This is a genomic window from Natronolimnobius baerhuensis (genome assembly GCF_002177135.1).
Taxonomy (GTDB): Archaea; Halobacteriota; Halobacteria; order Halobacteriales; family Natrialbaceae; genus Natronolimnobius; species Natronolimnobius baerhuensis.
The window spans coordinates 134,255-152,530 of the sequence record NZ_MWPH01000004.1 but is presented as its reverse complement, the minus strand read 5'-3'; the positions used below and the strand labels follow the sequence as shown (position 1 = coordinate 152,530).

General features: G+C 61.3%; 13 protein-coding genes. 7 read left to right on the top strand and 6 right to left on the bottom strand.

Annotation, left to right across the window (positions count from 1 at the left end):
* Window positions 1-52: 52 nt before the first annotated feature.
* Window positions 53-1,699, bottom strand: a complete 1,647-nt coding sequence (locus B2G88_RS17000; protein ID WP_087715482.1) for an ABC transporter substrate-binding protein — start codon at window positions 1,697-1,699, stop codon at window positions 53-55.
* Between the two features lie 161 nt (window positions 1,700-1,860).
* Between B2G88_RS17000 and B2G88_RS16995 the strand changes: the two genes are divergently transcribed.
* From B2G88_RS16995 to B2G88_RS16975, 5 genes are all read left to right on the top strand, one after another.
* Window positions 1,861-2,514, top strand: coding sequence for a ribonuclease H family protein (locus B2G88_RS16995; RefSeq protein WP_054861827.1), 654 nt, complete (start codon window positions 1,861-1,863; stop codon window positions 2,512-2,514).
* A gap of 81 nt (window positions 2,515-2,595) precedes the next feature.
* A complete protein-coding gene (locus B2G88_RS16990) occupies window positions 2,596-3,060 on the top strand; it encodes a DUF2240 family protein (protein ID WP_054861828.1) in 465 nt (154 codons plus the stop codon).
* Between the two features lie 23 nt (window positions 3,061-3,083).
* Entirely contained in the window at window positions 3,084-3,530 is a 447-nt protein-coding gene (locus B2G88_RS16985; RefSeq protein WP_054861829.1) for a hypothetical protein, read from the top strand.
* 25 nt (window positions 3,531-3,555) lie between these two features.
* Window positions 3,556-5,034 carry an FAD-binding oxidoreductase gene (locus B2G88_RS16980; protein WP_087715481.1) on the top strand — a complete coding sequence of 493 codons (1,479 nt, stop codon included), beginning with the start codon at window positions 3,556-3,558 and terminating at the stop codon, window positions 5,032-5,034.
* A 43-nt stretch (window positions 5,035-5,077) separates the two neighbouring features.
* The gene (locus tag B2G88_RS16975) at window positions 5,078-5,944 is read left to right on the top strand and encodes a UbiA family prenyltransferase (protein ID WP_087715480.1); all 867 of its coding nucleotides are present in this window, start codon (window positions 5,078-5,080) and stop codon (window positions 5,942-5,944) included.
* A gap of 164 nt (window positions 5,945-6,108) precedes the next feature.
* Here the strand turns inward: B2G88_RS16975 and B2G88_RS16970 are convergent, their stop codons facing one another.
* Window positions 6,109-8,943, bottom strand: a complete 2,835-nt coding sequence (locus B2G88_RS16970) for a glycoside hydrolase family 2 TIM barrel-domain containing protein (protein ID WP_087715479.1) — start codon at window positions 8,941-8,943, stop codon at window positions 6,109-6,111.
* A 124-nt stretch (window positions 8,944-9,067) separates the two neighbouring features.
* Here B2G88_RS16970 and B2G88_RS16965 point away from each other — a divergent pair, with 124 nt between their 5' ends.
* Complete coding sequence (locus B2G88_RS16965) at window positions 9,068-9,916, top strand: VOC family protein (RefSeq protein WP_054861830.1); 849 nt, start codon at window positions 9,068-9,070, stop codon at window positions 9,914-9,916.
* A gap of 45 nt (window positions 9,917-9,961) precedes the next feature.
* Here the strand turns inward: B2G88_RS16965 and B2G88_RS16960 are convergent, their stop codons facing one another.
* The 4 genes from B2G88_RS16960 to B2G88_RS16945 form a co-directional block, all read right to left on the bottom strand.
* Window positions 9,962-10,249 (bottom strand): PadR family transcriptional regulator, encoded by a 288-nt coding sequence (locus tag B2G88_RS16960; protein ID WP_054861831.1) that lies wholly within the window; start codon window positions 10,247-10,249, stop codon window positions 9,962-9,964.
* An 820-nt stretch (window positions 10,250-11,069) separates the two neighbouring features.
* The gene (locus tag B2G88_RS16955; RefSeq protein WP_176393280.1) at window positions 11,070-12,986 is read right to left on the bottom strand and encodes a glycoside hydrolase family 127 protein; all 1,917 of its coding nucleotides are present in this window, start codon (window positions 12,984-12,986) and stop codon (window positions 11,070-11,072) included.
* Between the two features lie 89 nt (window positions 12,987-13,075).
* Window positions 13,076-13,840 carry an IclR family transcriptional regulator gene (locus B2G88_RS16950; RefSeq protein WP_054861832.1) on the bottom strand — a complete coding sequence of 255 codons (765 nt, stop codon included), beginning with the start codon at window positions 13,838-13,840 and terminating at the stop codon, window positions 13,076-13,078.
* A 71-nt stretch (window positions 13,841-13,911) separates the two neighbouring features.
* Entirely contained in the window at window positions 13,912-16,620 is a 2,709-nt protein-coding gene (locus tag B2G88_RS16945; RefSeq protein WP_087715477.1) for a glycoside hydrolase family 2 protein, read from the bottom strand.
* A gap of 398 nt (window positions 16,621-17,018) precedes the next feature.
* Here B2G88_RS16945 and B2G88_RS16940 point away from each other — a divergent pair, with 398 nt between their 5' ends.
* Window positions 17,019-18,062: a zinc-dependent alcohol dehydrogenase gene (locus B2G88_RS16940; RefSeq protein WP_087715476.1), complete on the top strand. Its 1,044-nt coding sequence runs from the start codon at window positions 17,019-17,021 to the stop codon at window positions 18,060-18,062.
* The last annotated feature ends 214 nt before the right edge of the window (window positions 18,063-18,276 follow it).

Below are 18,276 nucleotides of genomic sequence, written 5' to 3'. Positions count from 1 at the left end.
TCTATCCCGTGAAAATCAAACGGACGATACTGACGCTTTCGCTTTGACCGACTTACGTCTCCATATCCCAGATGTAGATTGTCTCGTCTTCGCGTGGCTCCCACTGAATGTCATCTCGCACGCCGTAGATACTCTCCTGGGTATGCAAGAAGAGGAATGGCGCTTTCTCGTGGGCCAGTGCATTGACCTCCTCGAGTTGCTCACGTCGCTCATCCGGATCTTCGATCTGTTGGCTGTCGAGGATGGCGTCGCTGAGTTCCTCGTCGTCGAACGTTCGGGCTTCGTTGTCCGGAATCGTAAAGAAGCCCTGCACGCCGTAGTCGGTGTCACCAGTGATGGTCCCCCACCCGATCAGATAGAACGGAATCTCGATTGTGTCGGGGTCGACACCGGCGGAGTTCGCATCGGAGACGACACCGAAATCGACGACGTTTGCACTGCAGTTGACGTTGTCGAGTTGGTCGATCTGATCTGCGACCGTTTCGCCGACCTCGGCGTCGTTGAGGTATCGGCCCTGTGGCACAGTTAGTTCGATTTCGACGTCACCGTAACCGCTGTCTTCGACCAGGCTCTCGGCCATGCCGATGTCCTGTTCGTAGGGCTCGATCTCGTCGTTGAAGCCGTTGATACCTGGTGCAACTGGCTGGCCGCGCGCTTCGCCGAAACCACTGAGAATCGTATCGACGATTCCCTCGTTGTCGACGGCGTAGTTCATCGCCTGGCGGAACTCCTGGCTGTCGAACGGTTCGACCGTGTTCTTCATCGGACAGAAGATGTTCCGGAAGCTCGTCACCTGCCGAATTTCGACGTCGTCTGCGCTCTGAATCGTCCCGGCATCCGTCGGCTGGATGTTCATCGTTAGATCCGTCTCGCCCGTCTCGAGAGCGTTCACTCGGCCGCTTGCCTCGCCGTCGGCGTTGAACGTGACCGTCTCGAACGGCGGTTCGTCGCCCCAGTAGTCATCGAACGCCTCGAGGACGATTTCTTCGCCCGAAGTGAAATCAACGACCTCGTACGGGCCGGTGCCGTTGAAGTCCTCGGCGTCGGCCCCGGAGACGGCCTCGTTTTCGGCGTCGTGATTGTCGATTGCCCACTGCATGTTCATCGCGCGGGCGTAGTTGCCGAACTCGAACTCTGCAAGCCCCGGCGCAGCGCCGTAGTGAACCTCGAGTGTTGTGTCGTCGAGCGGTTCTGCGCCCTCGATTGAGCCGAGACCGAACGCGCCGATATCACTGACGACGCCGATATCGGGGTCGACAGTGCGGTCAATCGTCCAAGCGATGTCTTCGGCGGTCAGGTCGTCGCCGTTGTGGAAGACGACGTCGTTACGAATCGAGAGTTCGGTTGCGCCTTCGCCCTCGAGAATTTCCCAGTCTTCGACGATACGTGGGAAGATCCCTTCGCCGGGTTCGAAGTCAAAGAGCGGTTCGTAGATGTGGTCATAGACGTCGAAGTAGTCCCCAGTAATGTGATCGAGCGGGTCGATTGTGTCGGGGAACTGCGACAGCGTAATCGTCAGTTCGTCGTCGTCCCTGTCGACGCCGTTGCCGTTTCCGTTCCCGTTTCCATTCCCGTTGCCGTTCCCATCGTCGTCCCCTATGCAGCCTGCGATGGCTCCCATCCCAGCGGTGAGTCCAGTTGCACCGGTAAGCTTTAATAAGGTTCGGCGGTCGAGTTGGTGGTTTCTAGCACCCTTCATACCAAGTGTACAATGACACAGCTTTTGTATAAATGTTAGTGCTATTGAAAAGGGAAGACAGGGTATATTTTATATATTTTAACCATTGAAGGAATGTGGTGCGGTTCGCGGTATGTGAGTCCAGGCACAAGTTTAAGTGGACCACACCCCGTAGTCGATGTATGGCCGCTCACGGCCGGTCCGCACTGCGGGACCTGTTCGACGAGTCGCCGACGCCGCATATCGCCCATCCCCCGCGGACCCATCATCGTGACTTCTATGTCGCTACCGATGGGTCCTTCCGGAAAACGGGCGGCGGATTAGGCGCCGTCATTGAAACACGCGACGGCACCCGTGTCGCACGCATTGCAACCACGGATACGCCGCCGGACAACAACGTCGCCGAGTATCGGGCGCTTCACCTCGGACTCGACGTTCTCGCCGCGCGTGCGCCACGCGATGCCCGCGTTGGTGTTCTCGTCGACCACGACTCCCTCGCAAGCAACGTCAACAACGCCGTCCTCGCGACGACCCACCCCGACCGGAAAGCGCCGCAACCGCTTTCGGTCCCCCGGGAAACCCGCTATCACTGGCGTGGCATCGAAGCCCGCCTCAACGGGTTCGACGAAGTCCGAGCGGCGCGTATCAATAGCGATCAAAACCCTGCTCACCCGCTTGCCAACACACCGGACCGGTATCGCCACGTCAATCACGAACCCGACCGCTGTGTCCTGCCCGACCCACTCGAGTCGAGCACACAGGCCACCGAGTTCCCGCCACCCTCGCGCGCTGATCGAAACGGCAACGGCGGTGGGAGCGGTCGGGCATCCGATTAATCGGTTGCTACCAGTCGTCCGACCGCCACTCCCGCGGTCGAACCGCCACCGTTATTCTCCACCCACAGCAAGTCATCGGCGATGAGCCTTCGCGTCGCCGTCGCCGCCCCCTTCATCCAAAACGGGACCACACGCCTCGAGGAGGGTGAGTTCGTCGTTGCGCTCTCGCTAGATCGCAACTGGTTCTCGCCCGATCAAGCCAAGCGGTTGATCGACGTGGCAACCCAGGACGGCTTGCTCGAGCACGACGGAAACGACCTCGTGGCGACGTTCGAGACGAGCGAGGTGACGATTCCAGAGGAGTTTGTCCCCGACGATGACATGCTCACAGAGCGCTCGGCGTTCGAACGCGTTCTCGACCAACTCGTCGCCGCCGGTGTCGAAAAACACGAAGCCGTCGGCGCGGTCAACGCCCTCCAGAACGAACTTGGGATCACCATCGAAGCCGCCGCAGTCGTCTACGCGCGTCGGGAAGGACTCGAGGTGGACGACATCGCACCCGTCGCCCGCGCAACGATCACAGACACAGAAGCCGAAGAGAGTTAGTCGTACCCCGCCCGACGATCAGTATGGTCGAAGAGCGCATCACCGATGGGACGCGCATCGCGCAACTACTGTCGTCCGAACTCGACGGCCGTGAGGACGGCGGCCTCGAGTCGATTGCGGTTACGAACGCCGACCGGGATGTGGAACCGACGGCAGAGGGTGCTCGCGCGTACGATGTCGAGTATCTAGACGCCGACGCCACAGACGACAGCAATGCAGACGGCGACGCTGACGATGACGAAGCCGACAGCACCCGCCTCGCTCGTGTCTACATCCACGAGGACCGCGCCCGCCTCGAGTTCGAGGTCGGACAAGAGGTCGCCGCGACAGCCGCCGAGGACCTCGACCTTCGCGTCCGCCCGAAAGCGAGCCAACCGCCCCGAACGCTGGTCTTTCTCGAGTACGGCGCGGCGGCCAAACGGGGCACGGACGTAGTCCAAGCGGTGTGTCAGTCGTTGGCGACGGATTGATACAGACCGTGACGAATGGAGGCATATGACAGGTGCGTACGCGTTTCTCGAAGAAATTGGACTCGCGGACGATCAGCTATCGTTCGCCGAGAGTCGGCGCGCGGATCGGGCCGCCGACTGGGGGGCCGAACAGCGCGGTCGCGAGGTGCTGCCGGACGTGGTCGTCTGGCCCGAGAGCACCGACGATGTTGCAGCCGTCCTTTCGGCGGCGACCGACCACGACGTGCCCGTGACGCCCTACGCCGCGGGAACCGGCCTCGAGGGCAACGCCGTGCCGGCCCACGGCGGCATCAGTCTGGATCTGACCCGCATGGACGCCATCGTCGACTACCGGCCTGATGACTTCCAGATCGACGTGGGGCCGGGACTCATCGGCAGCACAGTCGACGAGCACGTCGCCCGCGATGGCCTTTTCTTCCCACCGCTGCCCTCCTCGGGCGACATTTCAACAGTTGGCGGAATGATCGCAACCGACGCGAGCGGCATGCAGACCGTCCGCTACGGAGAAGTGTCGGACTGGGTGCTCGGCCTCGAGGCCGTCCTCGCCGACGGCACCGTCGTCCAGACCGGCTCGCGCGCGATCAAATCCTCGAGTGGCTACAACCTGACGGACCTCATCGTCGGCAGCGAGGGGACACTCGCCGTCGTCACCGAGGCGACGCTCGAACTCGCGGGCCGACCACAGCAGATCCACGGCGGGCGCGCCATCTTCGAGACGCTCGAGGACGCCACTGAGGCCATCTTCGACGCCGTCCGCACGGAGATTGCCGTCGCCCGAATCGAACTACTGGACGAACTCAGCGTCCGGATGACCAACGACTACCTCGATACCGGCCTGCCCGACGCGCCGATGGTCTTTCTCGAGTTTCACGCAAACCACGGGATCGAGGAAGAAATCGACCTCTGCCGGACGATCTTCGAGGACCACGGCGTCCTCGAGTTCGAGGTCAGCGCCACTGACAGCGAGATGGACGACCTCTGGGAGGCCCGCCGCGAAATTGCATTCGCGGTCAAACACTACGACGACGACCTCGAGGTGCTCCATCCCGGCGACGTGACGGTCCCGATCAGCGCCTACCCGGAGATGGTCGCCGAAACCAAGCGGATTTCGGCCGAGTACGACCTGTTGACCACCTGCTACGGCCACGCGGGCGATGGCAACCTCCACCACAACGTGCTGGTCGATTTCGACGATCCAGAAATGGTCGAACGCGGCGAGGAAGCCTACCGCCGAACCGTCGAGACGGCCATCGAACTCGGCGGCACCGTCACCGGCGAACACGGCATTGGTGAAGGGAAACAGCAGTTCCTCGAGGCCGAACACGGCGCGGGCGCAGTCGAGATGATGCGCCGGATCAAACGCGCGCTCGATCCGACGGATACGCTCAATCCGGGGAAGATTTTCCCGGAGACGGCCGACGGCGAGCGGGTTCGGGCGGAGACGTCGGCGCTCGAGTCAGCCGACACCGGGGAGTCCACCCAGCCTGACGGCTCCGGCGAGTGAGACGCGACCCGGGTATTATACCTTCATTTGATGTCACTCGCATATGGCGCTCGTGAGGGGCGACTCCGGCATCCGCGCGGCGACTCGAGCGTACGGCTCGCAGATCCATCCGGTCTTTATGACGCCGCCGCTTGCCGCGTCGCTGTTCGGGGCGGTGCTCGCTGAACGCGTTTCGCTCGCGCTCGCCGTAATTCACGTCGCGGCGATGTTCGCGGCGGTGTATACGGCCCACGTCAAAGACGGCTACGTCGATTTTCATATCCGCGGTGAGGACGACGATCACCCGCTGACCGCACGGGGCTGTCGCGTTGGACTCGCGGCCTCGACGGCGGCGTTTGCGCTGTGTTGTGTCCTGTTGTTCGTCTTCGTCAACTGGGTCGCCGTTGCACTGACCGTCCCGACGTGGCTGATCGCCTACCATCACGCACCCCAACTCGATACCAACCCGATCACGACCACGACGGGCTACCCACTCGGTATTTCGCTTTCGCTGCTTGGCGGGTTCTACGTGCAAGCAGGGACGATCACGGCCGTTCCGTTCGCCTTTGCGCTCGTCTTTCTCGTCTTGCTCTCGGGGATCAAGGTGATCGACGACGCACAGGACTACGACTACGACCGTTCGATCCAGAAACGGACCGTCGCCGTCGTCGTCGGCGAGCACCGCGCCCGCGACGTTGCCTACGGGCTGATGGGGCTTGCACTCGTGCTCGTCGTCACGCTCGCGGCTGTCCAACTCTTTCCGCCGACGGCCGTCCTCGCCGCAGTCGCGTTCGCTGCCGTCGCCGCCATCGCTCGTCGTGCGTCTCCGACGATTGCGACGATGTTACTCATCCGCGGCTCGTACGTCTTCCTCGCCGTCCTCGTCGCCGCCGTTTGGTTCGAACCGCTGGTGTGGCTGACAGCGTCGTGACTCCCCGGTTGTAGAGCGCCCGGGCCGCGCGGCCAGGGCGAGAGTGGTTATGAAGAAGCGCAACTCGACGGAACACGTATTCGAGGATAACGGTCACGCCAAAACGAATTGGTACTGTTGGACAACAGGTTCGCCAGTCGCTAGCTGCGTCCTCCGGGAGCGCCTTATTCGGCGGTGTCGTCGAACTCGACCCACGCACCCGCGTCGTCGCCGTACGCCCGCTCGCTCTCGTCGCCAGCGTCGAACAGACTCTCGAGGACACCTGTCGAAAGCGATTCCTCGGGTGAAAAGGCCGCTGAGGTGAGATACGACTCGAGGCTGTGGCGGAACTGCCGAACCGCGGGATCATCGCGGGAGAGATCCAGCGTACAGATGGCGAGTTTCCCGTCGCCGACGGCGGTTTCGGCGTAGACGCCGAGTTTGTGATTGCGATAGATCGTATCGATAATCTGTATCGCCGGCTCGAACTCGGCGGGCGCGTCGTCGAGGATCATCGGCCGCGAATGTCGCAGCAGTGGCCACCACTGCCAGTCGGTGTGACCCGCAGTTGGGAACGCATCGAACAGCGGGTGATCCGGATCTGTCGTCATCCCCAGCGTGCCGGGTTTGCCGTTTCGCTTGAACACCTCGTAGTTCCAGAAGTCGGGCTGGAACGCGCCCTCGAGCGAGTACCGAAGCGCGCTCGGTTCGGGCAGCAAGAGGACTGTCTCGCCGTCTGCTAGCCGAGTCCGTATGTCCTCGTCGAACCGTCGGGCGACCTCGATTTCCGCAGCGCCCTCGGCGGACTCGAGTGCGTCCGGATAGACCCAGAGCGGATAGGAGGTCGTGCGCTCGACCGCGGAGCCGTCCGCCTCGTCGGTTCCCGAAACTGTGAGCGTCACCTCGAGTTCGGCGGGTGCGTCGACATCGGTGAGCGGTGCGTCGATAGTGCCAAGCGGCGTAAGTGCGCCCTGCTCGAGGTCGTCGCACTCGAGTGTGCCAGTCGCGATGTCGGTTTCGTCGGGTGCGGTGATCGACCACGTTGCCGTCGCGTCCGTCACCGCGCCGGGCCCGTAGTTCGCGAACGTCGCCTCGGCGACGAACGCGTCCGCGGTCGTGGCCGTGTAGCGCTCGAACGAGAGTAACGGAACGCGGGCCGCACAGAACTGTCGCCACTCGTGGGCCTCGAGCAGTCCCTTCGACTCCATGAACGAGTCAAGCAGGCCGACCATGGCGGTTCCCTGCCCCGGAAAGTCCTGCAGGCCGAGTAGTTGGAAGCCGCCGAAGCCCTCGGTTCGGAACGCGGCTTCGATATCCTCGCGATAGCACGAGATCGCGAGTTGTCCGGACGCGTGCTGGAACGCCCTGTCGCGACCGGCCATGAACCGATCCGCGAGCGAGCGTTCGAACCGCTCGAGGTTGCGTGCCCGGAGGACGCCGCGGTACTTGCGCGTCTCGTCGTAGTTCGGGTGGATCTGATACTGGCCGATTTCGTGGCCGATGACGGGAATGTCGTAGGCTGCGAGTTCGCTTTCGTAGTCGACGGTTGTTGACGGTGGTGTGTCGTTGATATGGCCGGTGCCCCGGATCGGCGTTCGGCCGACCGTTTCGGGGTCCGCCGTGGGCTCGTCGGGGACGTTTGCAGTGATGAAGAAGTCGTCTGCCGCGCCGGGTCGTGGCGACATTAGGAAATTGTTCGCGCCGTATGCGTACAGCCGGCGGTCATCGAATTTCCGGCAGTGTTGGACGAGTTCGTTCAGGCGCTCCTCATCACCCTTGTTCTCGTTGCCGAGGGTGAACGCGACGAACGAAGGGTGATTGCCGTAGCGCTCGAGAATGCGTTCGGCTTCCCGTTTGTAGTAGTCGTAGTCGCCGTCCTCGACGAGCGAGGTGCCAAAGTCCCACTGGGAGCACTCCGGTTGGAGGTAGATGCCGACCCGGTCGGCGGCCTCGAAGGCGGCTGCCGGCGGACACCAGCTGTGGAAGCGATAGTGGTTGATGCCGTAGGATTTGGCCGTTTCCATGTGTTCGACCCACTCGGCGGTCGTCGTCGGCGGGTAGCCAGTTTCGGGAAAGACACAGCAGTCGGTTCGCCCGCGCAAGATGATTGTGCGGCCATTGACCGAAAACTGCGTGCCGTCGGCGTCGAACGCACACAGCCCGGTCGTCGTCTCATACTCGTCGACACCACTGTCTGCGTCCGTCTCGAACGCGAGCGAGATGGAGAGATCGTACGCTGCCGGCGAGAACTCGTCCCAGATGAGCGCGTCGGGACCGAGGTCGTAGGTGTACTCGAGCGTCGTTTGTCCGTCCGTCCACTCCGAAGCGTCGACGGAGACGGCGCACTCGAGCGGGTCGGGGACGTGCACCTCGTCGCCGGTCACGCTCCGGGCGGTCGCAGTGAGCGTTCCCTCGAGTGCGTCTGTGGATGGTGCATCGAGCGTCACGGCCAAATCGACCGCGTTTTCGGCGACGTTCGGCGTCGTTCTGACGTGCTCAATTCGAACCGGCGGGCTGGCATCCAGACGAATCTCGCCGACGATACCGTTCCAGTTGGTCTGCGTGTGCTCCGAGGCTGCGTGCGAGCGTTCGACACCGGCGCGGTCCATCGACTCGTCCGTGTTGTCCACGCAAATTGCGAGGTCGTATTCGCCGGGCTCGAGCCCGGGGAACTCGTAGACATGTGGCGTGCTCAAACACTCCCGCGAGCCGAGTCGCTCCCCGTCGAGCCAGACCTCGGTTGGCCGGGTGCGCTCGAGTGTCAGCGTCACTCGCTTTCCCGCCCACTCGTCGGGAATCGTCACGGGACGACGATACCAGGCAGGCCCCTCGTAGCGATGCGTGCGCTCGAGGTGGTCTCGAGAGTCCTCCTCGACGGGCTCTCCGTAGCCGTACTCGTCCGTCGTTCCAGGTAAATAGATCGTCCCGTCGATGACCTTGTCGGGCGGGTTCTCGCGGTAGCCCTTGTTGTCCGGATCGAGTCGAAGCGTCCACGGTCCCGACAACGAAATCGTGTCCATAGGTACCCCACCGACTGCTGGCACATAATTCGGTCGTGGTTGTGCGTAGCCTTGGCCGAGACGTTCAATGCACGGCGGCACGAGTATCGAGTGAGACTGTTTCCGTCAACAGCGACCACAACATATGACACTGTCATCTACACCTGATCGTCTACCGGACGAGACCTCCCTCGGACGAAGCGCACTTACCGTCTCCGACCTCGCAGAACAGACCGCCTTCTATCGAGATGTCGTCGGACTTGCTGTCCTCGAGCGCTCCCCGACAACTTCCGTTCTCGGTGCGGGTGAGACGCCGTTGCTCGTCCTCGAACGCGACGACGATGTGCCGGTCCGACCCGAGACGAGTGCAGGACTCTATCATAACGCGTTCCGCGTGCCCTCGCGGCCCGCGCTTGGCGCTGCCCTCGAGCGGATTCGGAGCCACTGGCAACTCGATGGGGCAGCCGACCATCTGGTCAGCGAAGCACTGTATCTCACCGACCCCGAGGGAAACGGTGTCGAACTCTACCGGGATTTCCCCCGCGAGGACTGGCCGCGGTCTGAGGCAGGTCGCGTCCAGATGGGAACCGACCCACTCGATCTCTCACAACTCGCGGCCGACAGTACGGGCGCTGAAACCGTCCCGGCAGCCACTGACCTCGGACACGTCCACCTCGAGGTCACGTCGCTGTCGGCGTTCGAGGCCTTCTACGTTGAGACGCTTGGGTTCGAGACGCAGATGACCGCATCCAACGTGGCGTTCATCTCGGCTGGCGGCTATCACCACCATCTCGGTGCGAACACCTGGAATCGCCGAACGACCGCGCGTGCGGGACGCGGGCTAGCGTGGATCGAACTCTGTCTCCCCGACAAGAAGGCTCTCGAGGCAGTCACACAGCGACTCGAGGACGGCGGCTATACCGTCGACGAGCGAGAGACTGCGGGTGTCGTCATTGATCCCGACGGAATCGACGTTCGACTGCGAGTCGAGTAACACATCTACGCTGTACGACCAAGACCGCAAAACAAGTGCCGTTGCTTACTCCGAGAGGAGTTCGGAAACGTACTGCTCTTCCCAGTCACGGCGGGCTTCGATTTCACGCTGGCCGCGACGGGTGAGCGTATAGAAGTTCGTTCGGCGGTCTTCCTGGCCCTTCTCGACGAGACCTTTGTCGACGATTGTATCGAGGTTTGGATACAGCCGTCCGTGGTGGATCTCTTTCTCGTAATAGTCCTCGAGTTCGTCTTTGATCGCGAGACCGTGTGGTTCGTCTTGGCCGGCAATCGTGTACAGCAGGTCGCGCTGGAATCCCGTGAGATCGTACATATCTACCGTAGTACAAGTAAGGAAAGTAGATAATAGTTCCGGAACCAGTTCGGGTTTCCGCCACTCATTCGATCACCTCTCTCCACGTCAGACTACACGTTGAATCGACATCTCGAGCTACTGGTGAGTTATTTCTGAAATTCGGAGTAACGCAACTCACCATTCGATATGACCGATTTGGGGCGTGTACATTCACTTTGGCTCGAGCCATCCGTTCTGTATTAGATCTGGTTTGATAATATTTGGAGAGAGTGTTCGGAAGAAATAGCCATTTTGTGTATCAGATTCGTTATTCCATTGGGGACTAGTGATTCTGACTTGCCATGGAACGGACTGTAATCATCGCAGTGCCACGACCCTATAGAAGTGATATGTTTCGGGTATTGACACCGGTTGCGTCTGATCTGTTTGATTTGGTTGTAATTATCACTCACAGATTGACAGAGCAGAGTCGAATGCTCGAGGCAGACTGATCAACTGCCGATCTGTTACGAACGATATACCTATCAATCTATGTATTTCATAGCTTGAAATGCGCACCTATATTGTTCTTCTTGTTCAATTCTGCAGTGAGGGCGTAACTATTTCACATCCGTTCATATAGGGGGCAGTTCACACAGTTATTTCATTTTGATCATTAGCTGTTGCTACTTGACCACATAATCTAAAGACTACATCGATAGCTAGTACAATACCCAATTCACCAGCACTACTTGAGTCATACTCTCACTATCAAATACCATACAACTCATCATGGGGCCATTCATAATTCCACGATATGAACAATACTACCCATCGATAAAACTCATCATAGTCAGTACTATTGTGCCTCGAGCCAGACACGCATCGGACCAGCATCTCGGTTATCCCACGCGTAGTACGGAATTGCTGTCAGCGGTGTGATCGTGTTCGAGGACGCCTCGGCCGGCCGGTACAGAGTTCTGTCCCAGCCCTCGAGTGAGGGGACAGTCGCATCGGCTTCGAGAACGGTGACACCATCGAGGAGGCCTGCGCGGTGTGTCGACGTGAACTCGGTTGTCGCATCGATGTGGTACTGATGAATCGGTCGGTCGTTGTCGGTGGCCTCGAGACAGTAGACGAGTGGGCCGCGCGTAATCGCCACGCGGCCGGCAGTTGCGGCGACGGCCGGATGTCCCTCTACAACCGTTGTTGAGTGCTCGAATGTGGCCGCGATCCGGTCGTCGTCCCACGTTCGCTCGAGCGAGACGTAGCTCTCGTCGGCGGTCGAAACGATCTCGCCGTTGACCGTGATCGAGGCGTCGTCACACCACTCCGGAATGCGAAGATGGAGGGTCGCAGTCGTCGGTTCCGGGGCGGTGACCTCGAGTGTCACGTCGCCCTCCCAGGGAAGGGCTGTCTCCTGAGTGAGCGTGAGGTCGTCCTCCTCGAGCGCGACCGATGCTGTCCCGCCGATGTACTGATTGACGTAGCAGTCGCGACCGTCGACAGTGTACAGATAGCGCCCGAGCGAGGCAAAGAGGCGGGCGACGTTCGGCGGACAGCACGCACAGTGGAACCAGCCCGACCGACTGTGACTGCCGTCGCTTGCGAGGCGATTGTCGTAGAAAAACTCCGTACCGTCGAGTGAGACGCCCGCGAGGACGCCGTTGTACAGCGTTCGTTCGATCAAGTCGGCGTACTTCGGCTCGCCGGTCAACTCGAGCATGCGCTGGTTCCAGAAGATGCTTCCAATTGCTGCACACGTCTCGGCGTAGGCCGTCTCGTTCGGCAGGTCGTAGTCCTCAGTAAAGCGCTCGCCCTCGTGGGCCGAGCCGATGCCACCCGTGATGTACAGCCGCTTCGTCGTCATGTTCTCCCAAAGTCGCTCGAGGTGTGTGAGCAACGCTTCGTCCCCAGTTTCAGCGGCGACGTCCGCGACACCAGCGAAAAAGTACATCGCGCGGACGGCATGGCCCTCGACGGCTTCCTGGTCTTCGAATGGCGCGTGCGCTTGCGCGTAGGACCCGTCGTACTCGCCGTCCTCCCAGAATACGCCGCGGGCTCCTTCGACGATCCCATCGCCGCCGGGGTCGTACCCCGCAATGTCTTCGGGGTTGGCTAACTCCCACTCGAGGCGGTCGTCGTGGCCGCGAATCTCGACGAAGTACGCCGCGAGGTCGACGTAGCGTTCCTCGCCAGTCACGCGGGCGAGTTTCACGAGCGCGAGTTCGATCTCTTGGTGGCCGGGTGCACCATCGATCCGGTCCGGAAACACGTCGTCGATGTGGTCCGCGAACGCCGTCGCCACCTCAAGCAGCGATTCATCACCCGTCGCGCGGTGGTGGGCAACGGCGGCCTCGATGAGATGGCCCGCACAGTACAACTCGTGGAGCATATTAAGGTTCGTCCAGCGCTTGTCGGGTTCCTCGAGCGTGAAGTAGGTGTTGAGATAGCCGTCTTCGTCCTGTGCGGCGGCGACGAGGTCGATGACGTCGGCAACTCGATCCGCGAGTTCGGGGTCCGGCTCGTCAGTCGTCGCGAGCACGTAACTGGCAGCCTCGAGCCACTTGTAGGCGTCTGAGTCGGCGAACCACATGCCCTCGAAGCCGCCCGTTTCGCCGTTGGCGGCCCGCCGAAAGTTCTCGAGACAGCCACTCGACTCGAGTTGGTCGTACTGATACTCGATTGTGACCTCGCGATTCGTCTCGAGGCGGGGGTTCCAGAACTCGTCGTCGAGTGTGACCGCTGTGGGTTCGACTGGCTCCATCTGTCGCATAGCAATCGAATGCGCCTGTGTCACACAGGCGTATAGAGATACCGGTCTCGAGGGCTGGCGGGTACGTGTGCGTCCTGACTGGGCCTCGCTTAGGCATAATTGTGCTCGAGTTCGATCACGTTCGCCGTTCCGAGCACGGCCTGCAGGAGGTCGTCATCGAAGTCGGTGGTGTCGTCGTTCCAGTACACCGGGCAGGCGATGCCGACGGCGGCGATGCTTCGGCCGTGTGCATCGGAAATGGGAACTGCGAGCGAACGAAGGCCGTTTCGCCACTCCTCTTGACTGATTGCATACTGGCGGTCGCGGATTTCCTCGAGTTCGGTGTACAGTTCCTCGCGGTCGGTAATCGTGTGTGCTGTCGAGGCTGGCAGGCCGTGCTGGTCGAGTATGGCATCGACGTCCTCTCGCGGCCGAAACGCGAGGATCGCCTTGCCGAGTGCGGTGCTATGGAGTGGAACTGGCTCCCCCTCGTGGACGTCGATGTCGATTCCGTTCTCGCCTCGAGACTGGTAGAGATAGGTGCCGACGCCGTCGGTTTCGATACAGAGCGTGACCAGATGGCCGGTTTTCTCCGCGAGTTCGTCGACCTGTGGTTGGGCCGTATCGTAGATCGGCGTCCGGTTGCGCGCGTGTGCCCCAAGTCCGAAAAACGAGAGGCCAAGGTGGTACTCGTCGCCGACTTTGTCGACGTACTCCTCTCTCGAGAGGGTCGTGAGGTAGTTGTAGACGGCACTCTGGCCGATATCGACTCGGTCGGCGATTTCCGAGACGCTCGCCCCATCGAGTTCCTGAATCACTTCGAGGATTGCGAACGTCCGACTCACTGACCGGACGGATGACTCTGACTTCGCCATGACTGGTACTTACACACGCCCCCTCATATAGATTGTTCCGACTGTCTCCGAACGCGTGGGGCCGGGTCGCGTTACTCTCGAGATGCCGAGGAAATGTCCTCGCTAGCGACTGTGTCCTCGTGCAGCGACTCGAGGAGTCGATACAGCAGCGCCGTCACCACGGGGTGTGAGCCAAGCGTCGTCTGGACGCGGAACGAACACGCAACGAGTCGGCCGTCACCGACCGACCGCTCGAGCAGCGGACTGGCCCAGTCTGCGAGCCACCCACGAACGGCGCCGACGTGGACGGTGTCTGTCTCGGGTTCGAGGTCCGTCACGAGGTCGTAGGGGTAGGCCGCCTCGAACTCCCAGCCGAGCGCAGGGTCCGAACAGAGACCAGCCAGCAGCGGTGAATCCTGATAGTAAAACGAGACCGTGTTGGTCCGGCTGTCGGTTTGGGGTACCGCTCGAGTCTCGAAGACGTCGTTTGCGTCCAGTTCACCGTGCTGGTCGGGCACCTGCACGGCAGTCCCACCTTTCTCGACGAACTCGAGAATCTCGTCGGTGACGGCCGTGACAAAGGCAATATCCACGTTCGGGGAGAACTGATGGGTCACCTCGAGTCCGGCTCGTGCAAGTTGCGAGCCAAGTGGTCCCGTTGCGAACACGGTCAGCTCACTCGGGGGCGCTATCGCGGACGAAACGATGGTAAGTGACTCCGTTCTGGAATGGCCGGTCTCGGTCCCGCGAACGGTCACCTGTTCCGTACGGACGCCCTCAGTTTGGGGCACCGAGAGCGTGATTGGGTCACTCTCGACGACCGAGTGCGGTGGTGCCGTCACCTGTTGACTGCCAGTCTCGTCCAGCCACTCCCACTCGAGCGTTTCAGTCACCGGGGTATCAGAATCGTTGACCAGCGCGACCTCGAGCCTGCACTCGTCGCCCGTCCAGGCCGTGTGGTCCTCAAGCGTCGCGACGAGCGTGACGGGCTGGTTAAGCGCGGCGAGCGTCTCGATTCCGGCCTTTCCGTTGCGACAATAGTCATACAGGCCGGTACACTCCCACTCGGTGTCGGTCAACTGCGAGAGCACGTAGCCGTCGATCTCCTCGCGCGTCCGCAGGTCGCCCACGACGTGTGCAAGCGAGCGTGTAGCGCGGGCCTGCCACGCCGTCGCGAGGTCTTCGATTGACCCGAAGACGTCCTCGAGTCCGGTGTCGACGAATCGCTCTCGAACACCGCTCGGACGGTTCATCGCCTCCTCGAGGAACTCCTGGGAAAACCAGGCTGGCTCTCGGCCGTAGTGCTCGAGCAGGACAGCAAGCGAGGGAAGCGCCCAGGCGCCGACTTCCGAGATAACAACTGGTGCGTCAGTGTCGTCCCAGCGTCGGGTCGCGTAGTTGTCCGCCCGGTGAGCCAGCGCGTGCTCGAGATTTCGTGTCCACTCGGTCGCCCGGTCGGGACTGAAACAGTGGCGATGGTAGTCGTTGAGATCCGTTTTGACGTGGGCCCACCCCGAGTTGTCACAGACGAGTCGCGTGGGATCCCACTCTCGGACGGTGTCGACGAGCGAGGCGAGATACGTCTGTTTTGCCTCGTCAGTCCAGAGCGTCTCCTCGGTGCTGTGCTGGCCGATTCCCCACTCTTCGTTGTAGAGACTCCAGATGACGACGCTCGGGTGGTTGTAATCACGTTCGATGAGTGCCCGCAACTCGTTCTGGAGTTCGTTCTTCGACCGGTCGGTGTACTTGGCTGGACTGGCGATTTCCTCCCAGACGAGCAGCCCGTTTCGGTCTGCGACCTCGAGAAAATCCGGGTGTGTGGGCCGATGATGCGTTCGAACGAGATTACAGCCAAGCGCAGAGATGCGCTCAAGGTCGTCGACGAGTGTGTCGTCGTCTGGGGGTTGGTACAGCGTCGTCGGATAGTACCCCTCATCGAGGACGCCTCGCAGGCGAATCGGCTCGCCGTTGAGTTTGAATCCCTCTTCGTCGCGCTCGATTGTCCGCAGGCCGAACGTCTCTTCGTAGCGATCAACGGTCCGGCCGTTGGCCTCGAGTATAACCTCGAGGTCGTACAGCGTTGGCGAGTCGGGCGACCAGTACGCCGGCTCGTCGAACGTCAGCGTCAACGTCTCGTCGATAGGACCGATTTCGAGCGCCTCGAGCATGCCGTCTCGAGATGCTCGGACCGTCGCCTGCACGCCGTCCGGGTTGTGTCCGCCCGCATCGATCTCGAGGTCGACGCGTGCAGCATCCGCCTCGAGATCTGGCGTCACGGCCACACTGGTAACGTGTGTCTCCGGACGGAACGACAGCGCCACTGACTGCCAGATGCCGCTGACGCGTGTGTACCACGGCTCTCCCTGCTTGCCGTGTGGAATCTCGGAGAGGTCCTGCGGGTCGTGAACGGCGACGGTGAGCGTGTTCTCGCCAGACGCGACCGCATCGGTGATCTCGAATTCGAAGGGGAGATAGCCGCCGCGATGCTCGCCCACTAGTTCGCCGTTGACCCAGACGGAGGTCCAGTAATCGACCGCGCCGAACTCGACGAACGTCCGTCGCGACTCGAGTACGGTCGCGTCAACTTCGACCGTCCGATTGTACCACGCGGTTCCGGTGTAGCTGCGGAGTCCGTCATCTTCCTGCCAGACGTGGGGCACGTCGACCGGATCCGCTTCGGTGAGCCACATCGCGAGTTCCGTTTGCCAGCCTTCAGTCATGCCGATGCCGTCGGGATCGACCTCGAACATCCACTCGCCGTCGAGCGAGCGGGTCCGACGGAGACCGGTGCTGTCGTCCATAGCAGGGTGTCTGCTCGACGGCGGTTAAATCTTCAGCATCCGACACCCACCTGCGCGATGTCCCGAATCCATTATCATCGACCCCTCACATTCGTTCCTTAATGAGAAACGTAGCTCGACGCCAACTAATGATTACGCTTGTACTACTGTAATCTATGGCAGATGGTGTCACGGGATCGGCCTGCTACAGACGGAGCACACTGGCGAATTTCGACCGTTTTCTTCAAAAGAAACGGTCGTTTCGATTGGTAGCAGAAACTGAGTCCGGTTTCCGTGCGCTGGGTGGCTCAATCGAGTGCAAACGCTCAATCACAGCAGCAGACACCGTCGACGTCACCCGAAAATCTGTCAATCCTGTTTTCATAGGATTTTATACCGTGTCTGCGAAAGGGTGAGCTATGCGAGGACTTGCAAAAACGGAACGAACGAACGGCGCGATGGAACTGCTCGATGTCGACAAACCCGAGCCGGGTGCGGACGAGGCACTCGTGGAGGTTTCCCACGCGGGACTGTGTGGTAGCGATGCCGGAATCTACAAGTTCAAATCCGCCTTCGAACGGATGGACCTGCCGACGATTATCGGTCACGAGTATGCGGGAACAATCGTCGAAACCGGCGACAACGTCAGCGAGTACGCCGTTGGCGACCGCATCGTCGAACGCCCAATTCGCGGCTGTGGCGAGTGTTATCAGTGCAAAATCGGTGAGGAAAACGTCTGCCAGAACGCCGTCATTACCGGCGTCGACCACCACGGTGCCTACACCCAGTACGTCACCGTCCCCGAGCGCGCACTTCATCCCGTACCGGACGACGTGTCGCTGCGTAACGCCGCCGTCGTCGAACCCACCAGTATCGCCGCTCGAGCAGTCATCGAGAACTCTCGTGTGGGCGCGGGCGACCGTGTGTTAGTCGCCGGCCCCGGCCCAATCGGACAGCTGACGGCACAGATTGCCCGCGACCAAGGCGGAGAGGTCGTTGTCGCCGGCGTCGGCCAGGACACCAACTACCGCCTGCCACTCGCCGAGGAGTTCGGCTTCGACACGATCAACGTCGAAACAGACGACCTCGAGGAGATCCGCGACGAACGAACGGATGGCATCGGCTACGACGTTGTCTTCGATACGACGGGGCACCCGTCGGGGCTGACGATGGCCGTCGACGAGGTCCGCAAGGGCGGCCAAATCGTCCTCGTCGGCCAAACCGGCGAAACGACGATGGCGTATTCGCCGCTCGTGCGCGCCGAAATCGACCTGCAATGTTCGTACGCCTCGATGTACGAAGACTTCGAACGCTCGCTGCGACTGATTGCCTCCGGTGCCGTCGACTGCGAAACGTTCATCGACGAGCGCTACTCGCTCGAGTCGGCCGACGACGCCTTCACCGCCTTCCTCGGCGGCGACACCTGCAAACCCGTCTTCGACGTCAGCGAACTGCACGCGTAGGGCCCGGTTCGCTTTTTTGACCGCTGGCCTCGGCACCACACATCGTTAGCACCGTTCTCACCGGCGCGTTGTCTCATTTCCTGTTGCTCACGGGCGCGTCGAATCGGCTCCAAGAAACAGCGACCTCGATCCGCTCGCGACTCGAGAACGCGACGGGACACGACGTGTGCCAGCACAATTTGTGTGTCCCGAGACTCACCGCATCGAACCCCGT

What these genes read in the sequence shown, in the direction of transcription:
- B2G88_RS17000 (WP_087715482.1), bottom strand. Translation starts at nt 1,699, where the DNA reads ATGAAGGGTGCTAGAAACCACCAACTCGACCGCCGAACCTTATTAAAG.
- B2G88_RS16995 (WP_054861827.1), top strand. Translation starts at nt 1,861, where the DNA reads ATGGCCGCTCACGGCCGGTCCGCACTGCGGGACCTGTTCGACGAGTCG.
- B2G88_RS16990 (WP_054861828.1), top strand. Translation starts at nt 2,596, where the DNA reads ATGAGCCTTCGCGTCGCCGTCGCCGCCCCCTTCATCCAAAACGGGACC.
- B2G88_RS16985 (WP_054861829.1), top strand. Translation starts at nt 3,084, where the DNA reads ATGGTCGAAGAGCGCATCACCGATGGGACGCGCATCGCGCAACTACTG.
- B2G88_RS16980 (WP_087715481.1), top strand. Translation starts at nt 3,556, where the DNA reads ATGACAGGTGCGTACGCGTTTCTCGAAGAAATTGGACTCGCGGACGAT.
- B2G88_RS16975 (WP_087715480.1), top strand. Translation starts at nt 5,078, where the DNA reads ATGGCGCTCGTGAGGGGCGACTCCGGCATCCGCGCGGCGACTCGAGCG.
- B2G88_RS16970 (WP_087715479.1), bottom strand. Translation starts at nt 8,943, where the DNA reads ATGGACACGATTTCGTTGTCGGGACCGTGGACGCTTCGACTCGATCCG.
- B2G88_RS16965 (WP_054861830.1), top strand. Translation starts at nt 9,068, where the DNA reads ATGACACTGTCATCTACACCTGATCGTCTACCGGACGAGACCTCCCTC.
- B2G88_RS16960 (WP_054861831.1), bottom strand. Translation starts at nt 10,249, where the DNA reads ATGTACGATCTCACGGGATTCCAGCGCGACCTGCTGTACACGATTGCC.
- B2G88_RS16955 (WP_176393280.1), bottom strand. Translation starts at nt 12,986, where the DNA reads ATGCGACAGATGGAGCCAGTCGAACCCACAGCGGTCACACTCGACGAC.
- B2G88_RS16950 (WP_054861832.1), bottom strand. Translation starts at nt 13,840, where the DNA reads ATGGCGAAGTCAGAGTCATCCGTCCGGTCAGTGAGTCGGACGTTCGCA.
- B2G88_RS16945 (WP_087715477.1), bottom strand. Translation starts at nt 16,620, where the DNA reads ATGGACGACAGCACCGGTCTCCGTCGGACCCGCTCGCTCGACGGCGAG.
- B2G88_RS16940 (WP_087715476.1), top strand. Translation starts at nt 17,019, where the DNA reads ATGCGAGGACTTGCAAAAACGGAACGAACGAACGGCGCGATGGAACTG.